Genomic DNA, 14339 nt, shown 5'->3' on the forward strand with positions numbered 1-14339 from the left:
TTCGCCCGAATCACGCGCCGCACTTGTCGCAGGACAAGACCGCGCCTGCCGTCTGCGGCGGGTGCCGGTCCGGGGAAAGTCCGACGGGCCGGGAACTTGCCCCTCTCGTGCGGTCGCGCCGACGCCCGGGGCGCTGCAATCGGGCAGGATGGCGGGTCGTCTCAGGACAAGACGGGATTGTGGCCTCAGGATCACGTCAAAATCATCGGCACCCGGGCACGGTTTGGCGGTTGAGCCGGCCCGTCAGGGAGGATCCGGGCCCTGTCCGTGCCAAGATCTGCCGCGAATCACCCGGGGGCTTGACCCGCTCCCCGACTTTGTTCGGCCCCCCGATCACCCCGGAGCACCCGCGCAACCGCCCTGCAGTGCAGCAAATCCTGCTGCAGCGCGGCACGACAGCGCGGAGAGCGTGGCGGGCATTCCCACGAGCCGATCCCTGGTGCAGTCTTGGACAGGAGTGGGAACAGGCCGCGCCCCCGGCGGCCGGTGAGGCCGGCGTTTCGTCCGCCTCCGACGTGGGGGCCTGCCCTTCCCGCGCGGCGAAGACGAGGGTCCCATGTCCCAGGGTTTGCTTAGCTACACGCGCGTGCTGGAGATCGTCGGCGACACGCTGAAGGTCCGGGTGCCCGGCACGGGCGCGAGCGGCCCGGCGGTGCGCTTCGGGGATCTCGCAATGATCCGCAGCATCGACGGGCAGTCATCGCTGGCGCAGGTGATCTTCATCGACCGGGACGTGGTCACGCTGCAGGTGTTTTCCGGGACGAAGGGTGTTTCCACCGGGGCCTCGGCGACGTTCCTGGGGCATGCGATGCAGGCGCCCTATTCCGGCAATATCCTGGGCCGGGTGATGGATGGCACCGGGCAGCCGATCGACGGCGGGCCCGAACTGACGTCGGAGCCGAAGGTGACGATCGGCGGGCCGTCGGTGAACCCGGCGGAGCGGATCGTGCCCAGGCACATGATCCGCACGGACGTGCCGATGATCGACCTGTTCAACTGCCTGGTGGAAAGCCAGAAGATCCCGATCTTCTCGGTCTCGGGTGAAAGCTATAACCCGTTCCTGGCGCGGATCGGGATCCAGGCGGATGCGGATATCGTGGTCTTTGGCGGGCTGGGGCTGGTGTTCGACGATTACCACACCTTCCGGCAGGCCTTCGAGGATGCCGGGGTTTTCGCGCGCACCGTGATGCTGGTGAACCAGGCCTCGGACCCGCTGGTCGAACGGCTGCTGGTGCCCGACATGGCGCTGGCCGTGGCCGAACGCTTCGCTGTCGAGGAAGGCAAGCGCGTGCTGGTTCTGCTGACCGACATGACCGCCTATGCCGACGCGATGAAGGAGGTCGGCATCAGCCAGGAGCGCGTGCCGTCCAACCGGGGTTACATGGGCGATCTGTATAGCCAGCTGGCGCGGCGGTACGAAAAGGCCTGCGATTTCGCGCGTGGCGGGTCGGTGACAATCCTGACGGTGACGACGATGCCCGGGGGCGACGTGACCCACCCGGTGCCGGACAACACCGGCTATATAACCGAAGGCCAGATCTATCTGCATTCGGGGGAGATCGACCCGTTCGGCAGCCTGTCGCGGCTGAAGCAGAACGTCATCGGCAAGGTCACGCGCGAGGATCACGGGCAGATCATGAACACGATGATCCGCTTCTATTCCGAAAGCCGCGATGCCGCGCAGAAACAGGCGATGGCCTTTGACCTGTCGGCCTATGACGAACAGCTGCTGAAGTTCGGGCGTCTGTTCCGGTCGCGGTTCATGGGGATCGACGTGTCGATGCCGCTGGAAGAGGCGCTGGATCTGTGCTGGCAGACGCTGGCCGAATGTTTCCGCCGCGAACAGCTGCTGATGCGCGAGACGCTGGTGGAAAAGTATTTCCCGGAGCAGGGCGATGGCACGGTTGCAGCTGAATAAATCCGCGCTGGCGCGGGAAAGCGCGCAGCTGAAGACCTATGAGAGGTTCCTGCCCTCGCTGGACCTGAAGCGGCAGCAGCTGATGGCGACCCGCGCGCAAGCCCGGGCCGAGGCGGCGGCGCTTCAGGCGCGTGTGGACGATGTGGCCCGGCGGGTGGGCCGCGAGGTGCCGATGCTGGCCAATGACGACATCGACCTGGACGGGCTGGTAAAGCTGGGCGAGGTGACGGTCACGACCGAGAACGTCGTCGGCGTCATGCTGCCCCGGCTCGACCGCGTCGAAGTGATCGTGCATCCCTATTCTCCGCTGGCCAAGCCGCAATGGGTCGACACCGTCGCCGCCCTTCTGCGCGAGACGCTGGAACTGCGGCTGCGGCTGCAGGTGGCGCAGCGGCGGCTGGCCGAGCTGGACGCGGCGGTGGCCACGATCACCCAGCGCGTGAACCTCTTCGACAAGGTGCTGATCCCCAACGCGCGGGCCAATATCCGCAGGATCCGCGTCTATCTCTCGGACGAGGAGATGCAGGCGGTGGTACGGTCCAAGATCTCCAAGCGGAAGCGGGCCGCGACATGAGCATCGCGCGCCTGCAGAAGCTGAGCGTGGTCGGACCGCAGGCGGAGGAACGCCCGGCGCTGGAGGCGCTGCAGGACCTGGGCTGCATGCATCTGCTGCCGCTGGCCCCGCCCCCGGATCAGCCCGAGGACGTGCCGGACCGCGGCGCCAAGGCGGCCCTGCAGGCGCTGCGCTTCCTGTCGGAACTGCCCGATCCCCGGCGTCAGCTGCGGCGCGATCCCGATTTCGACATCCTGACTTTCGTGCCCCGCGTGCTGGACCTGCGCGACCGCCTGCGCGAGACCGGCGACCGGCGCGATTTCCTGGCCCACCGCATTTCCGAGGTCACGCCCTGGGGCGACCTGATCTTCCCGCCGAGGGAAGAGCTCGCCGGGCTGCACCTGTGGTTCTACAAGCTGCCGCTGAAAGAACGTGCGGCACTGGAGACGCTGGAGATCCCCTGGCAGATCGTCCATCGCGACAGCCGCTTTCATTATGTCGTGCTGATCGCCCATGACGAACCCGATCCGGCGCTGCTGCCGGTACCGCGCACCCATACGGGCGCGCTGCCGGTGTCCGAACTGCAGGCGCAGCTGGAAGAGACCGAGATCGAGCTGGAGGAGCTCGCTGCCGAGCGCCATGGGCTGACCCGCTACCTCGACCTGATGCGGGAGCGGATGTCGCTGGCCGAAACCCGGGCCGAGCTGGATTATGCCCGCAGGCAGGTGCTGCACGATGACGGGCTCTTTGCCGTGCAGGGCTGGGTGCCCGAGGACCGGATCGGCGCCGTGGGAGAGGCGGCCCAAAGGCTGGGCCTGGCGATGCTGACCGAGCCGCCCGCAGGGCAGGACACGCCGCCGACCCTGCTGAAGCAGCCCGAGATGCGCGGCGCCGGCCGCGACCTGGCGCTGTTCTACCAGGTGCCGGGATACCGCGACTGGGATCCGACGATCCTCGTGACCGTGTCCTTCGCGGTCTTCTTCGCGATGATCGTGGCCGATGCGGGATATGGCATGGTGATCGCGCTGATCACCGGGGCGCTCTGGGGGCGGCTGGGCGCCACGCCGCACAGCCGGTCGTGGCGCCGGATGATCGGGATCGTGGCCGCGGCGACCATCCTGTTCGGCGTGCTGATCGGCAGCTACTTCGGCTATCCGCTGCCCGCCTCTTCGCCGCTGATGCGGCTGAAGATCATGGATATCGACGATTTCGGGACGATGATGACCCTGTCGATCGTCATCGGCGTGCTGCATCTGGTGCTGGCCAACCTGCTGGGCGCCCGGACCCGGTGGGGCAGCACCACGGCCTATGCGAGCCTTGGCTGGTGCGTTGTGCTGATCGGCGGGCTCGGGGTCTGGCTGGCGGATCCCGGCACCGCCCTGCGCGTCGGCTCGGCCGGGCTGGCGGGCGCCGGGCTGCTGGCGATCCTGGCCTTTTCCAGCGATCAGCCGCTCGATTCCCCGAAAGGCTGGTTCTGGCGCGCGGCCGGCGGCCTGCAGGGGCTGGCCGGGGCCATGGGGGCCTTTGGCGATGTCCTGTCCTACATGCGGCTCTTCGCGCTGGGGCTGGCCTCGGCCTCTCTGGCGCTGACGTTCAACGATCTTGCCGGACAGGTGCGCGACGCGGTGCCGGGGCTGGGCCTGCTGCTGGCGCTGATGATCCTGGTGGTGGGCCATACGCTGAACTTCGGCCTCGCCCTGATGAGCGGCGTCGTCCACGGGCTGCGGCTCAATTACATCGAGTTCTTCAAATGGGGGCTGACCGGCGAAGGCACCGCCTTCCGCCCGTTCGCACGCAAGGAGGTTCAGGAATGAACGAACTGGTACTGACACTCGGCTGGCTCGGGATCTATGCGCCCGTGGCCCTGGGCGCCGCGGCCAGCGCCATCGGCTGTTCCATCGCAGGCCAGGCCAGCATCGGCGCGATGCTGGAGACCGAGGGCGGCTATGGCCGTTTCGTCGGGATCTCGGCCCTGCCCTCGACCATGGTGATCTATGGCATCGTCATCATGTTCACCCTCAACCGCGAGGTCACGCCAGCCAATGCCGGGGGGCTTTTTGGCGTGGGCTTCATGTCGGCGATCTCACTTTATTACACCGGCCTCTGGCAGGGCCGCGCCTGCGCCAGCGCGATCAACGCGGCCAAGGAGAAGCCCGAGATCTTCGGCCTGTCGCTGGCACCCGCGGCGATCATCGAAGGCTTCGCCGTCTTCGCCTTTGTCTTCGCCCTGGTGATCAGCGCGGGGATCCCGTCATGACCGAAGCCACGGCAAAGGGCGTCGACGCGCTGATCGCGCGGCTGAGGGACGACGGCGTCGCCGCCGGACGGGCCGAGGCCGCGCGGCTGATCGCCGAGGCAAAGGCGGAGGCGGCCGAGATCCGCGAGACCGCCCGCGCCGAGGCCGAGCGCCACCGGGCGCAGGTCAGGGACGAGGCCGACACCTACCGCGCCGCCGGGGAACAGGCGCTGGACACCGCCATGCGCGACGCGGTGCTGCGGATGAAGGCCGGCGTGGAAAGCCAGCTGCGCGATCACGTGCAGCGGCTGGTCAGCGCCTGTCTCGCCGACGAGGACCTGTTGAAACGCATGATCCTGGAGGTGGCCGGCGTCATGCGGGCCGAGGCGCAGTCGGGCGACACGGTCGAGGTGATCCTGCCGCCCGCCGTACTTGGCCCCGAGCAGATCCGCGAACAGGCCGGCGACATCCGCTCGGGCGAGCTGACGCAATACGTGCTGGGCCTGACCGGCGAGATGCTGCGCGGGGGCGTGACCCTGCATGCGGGTGACGAGGGGCAAAGCGGCATCCGCCTGCGGGTGCAGGACGGCGCGGTCGAGATCGACCTGACCGACACGGCCATCGCCGCGCTGCTGCTGGAGCACATGCAGCCCCGCTTTCGCGCCGTGCTCGAAGGCGTGATCCGGAGCTGAGCCCTTGTTCGACCGTCCCTCCGACCCGGATGCCTATGTCACGCTGATGGCGAGCCTGCCCGACAGCGAGCGCCTCTTCGTGGCCAAGCGCCCGCCCCTGTCACGCCTGCGGCTGGACCGGCGGCTGAAGGCGCTGGCGCCCGAGGATGCCGAAACGCTGCGGCTGATGGAGGAGGCGCTGGCGCTGCGGCACTACCGGCTGGACACCGAGGATGCCGAGGTGACGCGCCGCGCGCGCCGCGCGATGGATCACGTGACCCAGCCCGCGCTGCGGGCGATCTTGCGCGACCGGATGGAGATCCGGACCGTGATCGCAGCACTCCGCCGTCGCCGCGCGGGCGAGGCGCCGCCGCCGCCCGGCTGGGGCCATGGCCGTTTCTCCCGGCGCATCATCGCCCACTGGGCCGAACCGACCTTCGGGCTGGACCCGGTCTTTCCCTGGCTGCGCGAGGCGCATGGCCTGCTGGAACAGGACGATGCCCTGGGTTTCGAACGGCTGGTCCTGACCGTGACCGAACGCCTGATGCGGCGTCACGGGGCGGGGCATGATTTCGATATCGAGGCCGTGGTCATCTATGTCCTGACCTGGAACATCTACGACCGCTGGGCCCGCACCAACGCCGAAGCCGCATCGCGGCGGTTCAACGCGCTGGCCGAGGCCGCCCTCGCCGGCCACGACGCGCAACTTGCAAAGAGCTGAGACCATGACGGATGCCCCCATAATCACCGCCCGCGTGACCGCCGTGCAGGAAGACCTGGTCGAGATCGAGGCGCTGGACACCGCCGATGGCCATCCCGGCGCGCTGGTGATGAACGAAGTCGTCCATATCCTGCCCTCGCGCCCCGGGCCCGGCGGCCGGCAGGAACGGCTGAAGGCCGAGATCCTGCGCGTGAAGGGCCGCACCGCCGATGCGCAGGTCTACGAATCCACCAATGGCGTCGCGGTGGGCGATCCGGTGGAACAAAGCGGCGCGCTGCTGTCGGTGGAGCTGGGTCCCGGCCTTCTGGGCTCGGTCTATGACGGGCTGCAGGCGCCGCTGAAGACCCTGGCCGAGGCATACGGCACCTTTCTGCCGCGCGGCGCCGATGTGCCCTCGCTTGAGACGGAGACGCGGTGGTCGTTCGAGCCGTCCGTCGCGCAGGGCGACAAGCTGCAGGCCGGCGATACGCTGGGCACGGTGCCCGAGGGCCATTTCGCCCACAAGATCATGGTGCCGTTCAACTGGCGCGGCAGCTGGAGCGTCAGCTGGATCTGGCAGGGCACCGCCCAGGTGCATGACCCGGTCGCCCGGCTGGCCGACGAGGCGGGACACGAGCGCGAGGTGACGCTGGCCCAGCGCTGGCCGGTCCGCCGCGCCCTGCCCGCCGGTCTGCTGAAACGCGACCTGTCGCGGCGGACCTACCCGGATGAACCCGTGCTGACCTCGCAGCGGCTGATCGACACCTTCTTCCCGGTCGCGCGCGGGGGCACCGCCTGTATTCCCGGCCCCTTCGGCGCGGGCAAGACGGTGCTGCAGAACCTGATCGCGCGGAATGCCAAGGTCGATATCGTCATCGTCGTGGCCTGCGGCGAACGCGCCGGCGAGGTGGTGGAAACCATCTCGGACTTCCCCAAGATGACCGACCCGATGACCGGCGGCAGCCTGATGGATCGCACGATCATCATCTGCAACACCTCCTCCATGCCCGTCGCCGCGCGCGAGGCGTCGATCTTCACCGGCATCACCCTTGGTGAATACTACCGCCAGATGGGCTATGACGTGCTGCTGATCGCGGATTCGACCTCGCGCTGGGCGCAGGCGATGCGCGAAACCTCGGGCCGGCTTGAGGAGATCCCGGGCGAGGAGGGCTTTCCCGCCTACCTGCAAAGCGCGATCAAGGGTGTCTATGAGCGCGCCGGGGTGATCGAGACCAACGATGGCAGCAAGGGCAGCCTGACGATGATCGGCACCGTTTCCCCCGCGGGCGGCAATTTCGACGAGCCGGTGACGCAGGCGACGCTGTCGACGGTGAAATGCTTCCTCGGCCTGTCGTCCGACCGCGCCTACAAACGCTTTTACCCGGCGGTCGACCCGCTTCTGAGCTGGTCGCGCTATACCGACCAGCTGGCACCGTGGTTCGAAAGGAACGTGGAGCCGGGATGGACCGCACAGGTGAAGGCCTGTCTCGACCTGCTGGAGCGGGGCGAGCAGGTGGCGCAGATGATGCAGGTCACCGGGGAAGAGGGCGTGACGATGGAGGATTTCGTCACCCACCAGAAGGCGCTGTTCCTCGACATGGTCTACCTGCAGCAGGATGCCTTTGACAGCGTCGACGCCACGGTGCCGCTGGAGCGGCAGAAGCTGACATTTCATCTGGTCCGCCGGGTGATCGAGGCGCCGCTGGATTTCGACGACAAGGCGGCGGCGCGCGGGTTCTTCACGCGGCTGACGCGCGATTTCAAGAACTTCCACTATGCCGCGCAGGGCACGCCGGATTACCGCGCGTATCTCGACCGGATCGAAACCGCCCTGCGCCAGCCCGAGCCCGGCTGAGCGCCAGCAACAGGCACGGATCGGGGAAAATCACTTGATGAATGCGCGGAGTTTCCCGAGATCCAGATTGGGCGCGGAATGAATGAGCGATGCAGGATAACTCGGATCCTCCAGCATGCGGGTCACTGAGAAATTGGGCTCACTTGCTTCCAGCTTGTGTAGAAATTCTTCTGCGAGAGTCTGATCGTCGAAATGCGCGGCCAAGGCGAATAGATATCGCATCGGCGGCCGATAATTGCGATTTCGGGCATGGGTGGCTTTCAGGATTTCGAAAGCCTCCTCGTGCTTGCCAATGGCAAAGAGGGTGCCAAAGCTCTGCTGGTCCCACCAGAACCGGTATTGCGACCGCGCCGACAGCCGCTGACCGTTCAGCGCGTAGGTCAGCGCCTTCTGGTTCCGGCCGAGGTACATCGAGGCCGAGCTGAGCGCCCACCAGGCCATCGGGTTGGCGGGGTTCAGGTCGACGCTGCGCTGCGCCAGCTCGTGGCTGCGCTCCTGGTCGCGGATCAGGTGGCCGGCGGTGTTGGCGAGGAAGGCCGCGACCATGGAATTGTCGGGCTCCAGCTCCAGCGCGCGGGCGCTGTAGGCCTCGGCCGCCTCGATCAGGTCGGCGGTGTCGTTCTGCAGCCGCTCGACCCGCTCGATCGTCTTCAGCTGCGCGCGCAGCGCCAGGAACAGCCCCCGTTCGCTCAGTTTCAGCGCCTGGTCCAGCGCGGCATCGGCGGCGGCGATGCGCTCGGGCTCCATCGAGAACAGGTCGCGCACCGCCTGGTGATAGAGCCGGTCCGGTTCGTCCAGCCCCACGTCCCGGCTGTTGCGGTACAGGTACTGGTCCACCGCGCCGACCACCTCGTTGGCAAGGCTCAGGCAATCCTGCGATTCCGTCGGCGGCCCGCCCCGCATCTGCAGCAGCCGCTGACCCGACCAGATCTGCCGGTTCGAGGCGCGCCGTTCCAGCGAAACGCGCACGCCCAGCAGCCCGTCGAAGGGCACTGAGCTGACCGCGACGGTCAGCAGCCGCGCCGAGGGTTCGGCGCGGGTCAGGACAGACACCGGCGTGTTCTGCGTCTCGCGCAGGCCACGGGCGACGATGTCTGCGAAGGTCAGGTTGAACCAGCCGTTGGGCCCGTCCTGCTCGGCGATCTCGATATTGACGTGCCAGACGCTTTGCGCCGGGGCCGGGCGTGACTCCGGCAGCGGCGTGCCGTCATGGCGCGCGCGCTCCTGGTCCAGCCAGGCCTGAAACACCGGATCACCGGCGGAAAATCCTTCGAGAAACGTGCCGTCGCTGTCGACGCGCAGCGCGCCGGGCTCCAGCCACAGGCTCTGGCGGTCGGCCTGCAGCGTCACGCCATTGTCGGACAACACACGCCGCAGCGCCGAAAGGGCCTGCCGCAGGCTGGCCGCGGCGCGCTCGCGATCCTGATCGGACCACAGCCGATCCTCGATCCAGCGCCGTTCACGGCGGCCTTGTTCGGCGGTCGCCAGAAGCACCAGAAGCGCCTGTGCCTTGCGCAGCGAAACCCGCAAAACAGCGCCATCCGCCGATTCCAGCCGGAACGGGCCTTTCAGATAGAGTACGGGTTTCAGGTCCGTTTCTCCCAATCTTCCGAAATCCCCTGCGCCCTGCACAATAATATTACCGCGCTGACAGTATCGTTAATTCTTCGTTAATTTTCGAGTCGTTTTGCTTTTACCTTGTTTAACAGCGCCCGTGCCGAAAACATCGACACCGATGGGACATGGAGGGCGAAATGCCGGTATATGGTGGGACAAGTGGCGGAACGTCGGGCGGAACGTCCGGCGGCACTTCGGGGGGCACCTCCGGAGGAACCTCGGGAGGCACATCGGGCGGGACATCGGGCGGGACATCAGGGGGCACCTCGGGTCAGGTGCGCGGCAAGAACGTCGCCCATGCCGAAAGCCCCGCCTCGCCGATGATGAACGCCGCGCTGGTCACCACCCGGGACGGGATCACCGGCCACTGGGACGGCACGCCGAGCATGGTGCCGACGCCGATCCCCGACGATGACGCCTATCTGGACATGCTTGGCCTGTCGGGCCAGGCCTCGGTCCTGGAAAGCGCGCTGTGCAGCGTTGTGTCGGTGGGCGAGGCCGAAGGTCAGGCCGAAGGTCAGGCCGAGGTTCGGATTGCGGGCCAGCCCGTCGCGCGGCTGGCCAAACCGGATGCCGATTACTTCGCCCATGACCTGGCCTGGGTCCGCGCCTATGCCGACCTGCGCGGCGAGCGCATCGAAGAGATCCATCTTCAGCTCGACGACCTGCTGTCGTTCTTCGGCAGCCTGGGCTACCTGGGCCCGTCGCGGCGCAGCCACACGATGCTGATGCTCGACATGGCGCGGCGGCTGGCGATCCATGTCGAGGTGACGATGAAATTCATATGCCGCGCGGCGCGGCCCATCGACCTCGCGATCGAGGTGCAGCCGATGATCCAGACGCCGGATCACTCCAGCTATCCCTCGGGCCACGCGATGGAAGCCTTTGCCATCGCCACGGTGCTGCACCGTCTGCAGACCGGCCAGGGCCCTCTGGAGGGGATCCGCAACGGCGCGCTGCCGTTCCGGCTGGCGCATCGGATCGCGGTGAACCGGACGGTGGCGGGCGTGCATTTCCCGGTGGATTCCCATGCCGGCGCCAGCGTCGGCTGCCTGGTGGGCGACGCGCTGCACAGCCTTGCGCACGGCGTGCCCCTGCCCTGCGGCGACATCGGCCTGCCAGCGCGGGATGACGGCGGTGCCACGCAGGATTTCCTGCTGCCCCTGCTCGAAGATCTGCCCCAGGACCGCGAATTGACGCCCGAGGTCATCGGCGTGGCCAATACCCTCTGGTCCAAGGCCGCCGCGGAATGGCCCGCTCTGGACACCGGGCCGGGTGACGACGGTGACGACGGAGAGGCCGAGACATGACCTGGACCCCGGGCGAAGAAAACCTCGGCGCGCGCAACCCCTATATCCACTGGTGGTGGTGGCAGGAAAACGATGCGCGCCGAAACCTCTTTGGCGACGTGACGCCGGTGGCGGCCTCGCTCGCGGCGCTGCTGGCCGATCCGCCGCTGACGCTGGCAGGCGGGGAAGACGCAACCGATCCGCGCGAGCCGATCCTCGACGCCCGCGTGCCGATCCCCGAGCGCGCGCGCACCGATTTCCCGCAGGTCGACCCCTGGAACATCGACGACATCGTCGACCGCTTCCCGACCGACCTTCCCGCCGACACGGTGATCACCGCCGTGATCGACACCGGCATCGCGCTTGGCCATCGCCGCTTTCGCGATGCGGCCGGCCACAGCCGCGTGCTGGCCGCCTGGCAGCAGACCGCCAGCTTTGGCGGCCAGCCCTACATGTCCTTCGGGCAGGAGCTTTATTCCGGCGATATCGACTGCGCACTGACCGCCTATTCCCATGACGGCACGCTGACCGGCCGGCTGATGGAGGACGGGTTCAACCGCGCCCTGCGCCTGGTGGAACCGCAGCAAGACCTCGGCCACCGCGACCTGGATCACCGCACCGCCCACGGCACCCATGTCGCCGATCTCGCCGCCGGGTTCGACCCCGCCGCGCTGCCCGAGTCCGAGCTGCGCGCGCACCCGATGCTGCTGGTCAACCTGCCGCCGCAATCGCTGCACGGCTCGGCCGGCAATTTCCTGGCCTTCTGGGCGCTGTTTGCGGTGAAGCGCGTGCTGCACCTTGCCGACGCGATCAGCGCGGCCAGTGCCGCGACCGCGCCCGAGGGCGGCTTTCCGCTGGTGATCAACTTCTCTTACGGAATGCAGGCCGGATCGAAGGACGGCCGGTCGCAATGGGAACAGGCGTTGGGCGCGGTGATGTCCGAACGACAGGCTCAGGGCCGCAGCCCCGCGCGACTGGTGATGCCGGTGGGCAACGACAACCTCGAACGCTGCAGCGCGCGGGTCTACATGGGCGGCGCCCGGACCTGGGCCGATGCCGATGGCCGCAGCTACACGCTGCGCCGAGAGATCACGCTGCCCTGGCGGGTGATGCCGCAGGACCAGACCTCGAACATGGTGGAGCTTTGGCTGAACCTGCTGGACGCGACCGGCACGCCGCCCGATCCGTCCGAGGTCGAGATCCGCCTGGTTCCGCCCGGCGGCGATCCCGCCACCGCCGTGCCGGTGCCGGCGCTGGAACGCGGCGGCTTTGCGACACTGGGCGACCACGCCCGGGTCTATTGCCGCGGCGACGGGTCCGAGCAACTGGGCTTTGTCCTGTGCCTTGCGCCCACCGAACGGCTGGTGCGCGGCCAGCCGGTGGCGCGGGCCGGGCTTTGGCAGATCCGCGTGACCTATGCCGGCACGCCGGTCAACGCGACCTTGCACATCCAGTCCGACCAGTCCGGCATGCGGCACAGCCTGACCGGGCGGACTTCCTATTTCGACCACGAGGCCTGTGCCACGCATCTGCCGGACGGACGGCGGCGAGACAGTTTCGATCACCGGACCGGCGCGCATACCGACAATTGGCAGGTCTATGGGCCGGTGCAGATGAAGGGCACTCAGAACGCCCTGGCCACGACCCACGACCTGCTGGTGATCGGCGGCCACCGTCAAAGCGACGGGTGCCCGGCGATCTACTCGGCGACGACCGACCGCGAGAGCCGCCGCCGCGGCAACGGGGTCGAACTGATCGACGTGACCTATCCGTCCGAGGACGCGCTCTCGCTCTTTGGGCTGCTGGCGGCCGGGGCGCGGGACGGATCCACCGTGGCCTTTCGCGGCACCTCTATGGCCGCGGCGCTGGCGACACGGGATATCACGCTGGAATTGCAGCGAAATCCCGGGGCGGCGGACACGATCGGCAGCTCGGACTGGCTGCGCGAGCGCGCCCGCGCCTGGCGGGCGCAGCGGCCGGAGCATTATCGCAACATACGACGACTGAAGGGCGGCGCGGGTCATCTGCCGGCGCCACCCATGGCCCGGACGACCCCGATCAGCCGGACCTGACCTGACACCAGACCCCTTGGCAGGCCGCCCCGGCCTGCCCCACCCCGGACCGCATCCGCGCGCCCGGACAGGAGAGATCTGTCCGCGCGGATCCAGATTGACGACGAAAGGACACCGCCACCCATGGAGGGGAAGCTGAGAACCTTCGTGCTGCGCCGCAGCCCGGCCACGCCTGCCACGGGCGATGGCGGCTGCGCCCCCCATCCGACCCGCGCGATGGAGCCGCCGGTCCTGACGGTCGACACGCTGGACGCCGTGGAAGGCGAACGCGCCGAGCTTGCGAGCGAGGCCGAGACGGTGGCCATCGGCCTGTCGATCCCCTTCACCCTGGTCGCCCCCTACGCGACCGAGGCCGACGACGGCCGCGGCGACAACTGGGGCATCGCCGCGATCGGCGCCGAAGAGACCGACGCCTGCGCCGGCCAGGGCGTGAAGGTCGCCGTGCTGGACACCGGCATCGCCGAGGATCACCCCGCCTTCGACGGGCTCGACCCTCTGACCGAGAATTTCACCGACGACGTGCCCGAGGACACCGACGGCCACGGCACCCATTGCGCCTCCACGATCTTTGGCCAGGACGTGGACGGCCGCCGCCTGGGCGTGGCCCGCGGCGTGCGCCGGCCGCTGATCGGCAAGGTTATGGGCCGCGGCGGCGGCGACAGCGAGACCATCCTCGAAGGCCTGCTCTGGGCGCGGCGCAACGGGGCCAGGGTGATCTCGATGTCGCTGGGCATGGATTTCGCGGGCTTCCACAGGCAGCTGCTGTCCCGCGGGTGGAGCCAGGTGGACGCCACCGCGCTGGCGCTGCAGGGCTACCGCGACAACCTGCGGCTTTTCGACCGGATCGCGGCGCTGTTCGGAGACGCGACGGCGACCGACGCGCCGGTGCTGATTTCCGCCGCCGGCAACGACAGCCGCCGCCCGGAATGCGAGATAGGCACAGCGGCCCCGGCCTCTGCCGCCGGGATCCTGTCGGTGGGGGCGATCGACACGCATGGCAATATCGCCGCCTTTTCCAACAGCGCGCCCGATTGCGTCGCCCCCGGCGTCGGGATCCTCGGCGCCGCCCAGGATGGCAGGCTGGTGCGCCTGTCAGGCACCAGCATGGCGGCCCCGCATGTCGCCGGCGTCGCTGTCCTGCAAGCCGCGGCACTGGCGCGCAACGGGTTCTTCACCGGCCAGGATCTGCGCACTGCCCTGCTGGCCCGCGCGCGCACCCTGCCGGGCCTCAGCCGGGCCGAACGCGGCCGCGGCCTGGTGATGGTATGAGGAGGATGCCGCCATGATCCCCATCACGTCCGCAGATCCCGGTCCGCCCCCCGCCCGCCCGATCCACAGGTGGGCCGCCCGGCCCGGACACGCCCTGTCCCGCCCGCCGTCCCGCCCCCCTTGCGACCGTTGCCGCGCCCTGCGGCGCGCCGGCCGACC

General features: G+C 68.5%; 11 protein-coding genes. 10 read left to right on the plus strand and 1 reads right to left on the minus strand.

The annotated features are described in order from the left end of the window. The first annotated feature begins 556 nt into the window (after window positions 1-556). The 7 genes from ATO3_RS05295 to ATO3_RS05325 are packed head-to-tail and all read left to right on the plus strand — an operon-like array spanning window position 557 to window position 7933. Entirely contained in the window at window positions 557-1918 is a 1362-nt protein-coding gene (locus ATO3_RS05295) for a V-type ATP synthase subunit B (protein WP_088648788.1), read from the plus strand. Next, window positions 1896-2492, plus strand: a complete 597-nt coding sequence (locus ATO3_RS05300) for a V-type ATP synthase subunit D (protein WP_088649341.1) — start codon at window positions 1896-1898, stop codon at window positions 2490-2492. Before ATO3_RS05295 ends, ATO3_RS05300 begins: the two co-directional genes overlap by 23 nt. Then, the gene (locus ATO3_RS05305; RefSeq protein ID WP_088648789.1) at window positions 2489-4285 is read left to right on the plus strand and encodes a V-type ATP synthase subunit I; all 1797 of its coding nucleotides are present in this window, start codon (window positions 2489-2491) and stop codon (window positions 4283-4285) included. The genes ATO3_RS05300 and ATO3_RS05305 overlap by 4 nt, the downstream gene beginning before the upstream one ends. Then, window positions 4282-4728: an ATP synthase subunit C gene (locus ATO3_RS05310; RefSeq protein WP_088648790.1), complete on the plus strand. Its 447-nt coding sequence runs from the start codon at window positions 4282-4284 to the stop codon at window positions 4726-4728. Before ATO3_RS05305 ends, ATO3_RS05310 begins: the two co-directional genes overlap by 4 nt. Next, window positions 4725-5399: a hypothetical protein gene (locus ATO3_RS05315; protein WP_088648791.1), complete on the plus strand. Its 675-nt coding sequence runs from the start codon at window positions 4725-4727 to the stop codon at window positions 5397-5399. Before ATO3_RS05310 ends, ATO3_RS05315 begins: the two co-directional genes overlap by 4 nt. Window positions 5400-5403: 4 nt before the next feature. Further along, window positions 5404-6099 carry a hypothetical protein gene (locus ATO3_RS05320; protein ID WP_088648792.1) on the plus strand — a complete coding sequence of 232 codons (696 nt, stop codon included), beginning with the start codon at window positions 5404-5406 and terminating at the stop codon, window positions 6097-6099. A 4-nt stretch (window positions 6100-6103) separates the two neighbouring features. Further along, window positions 6104-7933: a V-type ATP synthase subunit A gene (locus ATO3_RS05325; RefSeq protein WP_088648793.1), complete on the plus strand. Its 1830-nt coding sequence runs from the start codon at window positions 6104-6106 to the stop codon at window positions 7931-7933. Between the two features lie 30 nt (window positions 7934-7963). Here ATO3_RS05325 and ATO3_RS05330 read toward each other — a convergent pair whose 3' ends face one another. Then, complete coding sequence (locus ATO3_RS05330; RefSeq protein WP_088648794.1) at window positions 7964-9538, minus strand: hypothetical protein; 1575 nt, start codon at window positions 9536-9538, stop codon at window positions 7964-7966. A 287-nt stretch (window positions 9539-9825) separates the two neighbouring features. Here ATO3_RS05330 and ATO3_RS05335 point away from each other — a divergent pair, with 287 nt between their 5' ends. The 3 genes from ATO3_RS05335 (at window position 9826) to ATO3_RS05345 (ending at window position 14180) form a co-directional block, all read left to right on the plus strand. Beyond that, complete coding sequence (locus tag ATO3_RS05335) at window positions 9826-10860, plus strand: phosphatase PAP2 family protein (RefSeq protein WP_198963213.1); 1035 nt, start codon at window positions 9826-9828, stop codon at window positions 10858-10860. Then, window positions 10857-12911: a S8/S53 family peptidase gene (locus ATO3_RS05340; RefSeq protein ID WP_088648796.1), complete on the plus strand. Its 2055-nt coding sequence runs from the start codon at window positions 10857-10859 to the stop codon at window positions 12909-12911. The genes ATO3_RS05335 and ATO3_RS05340 overlap by 4 nt, the downstream gene beginning before the upstream one ends. Before the next feature lie 123 nt (window positions 12912-13034). After that, entirely contained in the window at window positions 13035-14180 is a 1146-nt protein-coding gene (locus ATO3_RS05345; protein WP_088648797.1) for a S8 family serine peptidase, read from the plus strand. The last annotated feature ends 159 nt before the right edge of the window (window positions 14181-14339 follow it).

The sequence above is a fragment of the Marinibacterium profundimaris genome, from assembly GCF_002210095.1.
GTDB lineage: Bacteria > Pseudomonadota > Alphaproteobacteria > Rhodobacterales > Rhodobacteraceae > Marinibacterium > Marinibacterium profundimaris.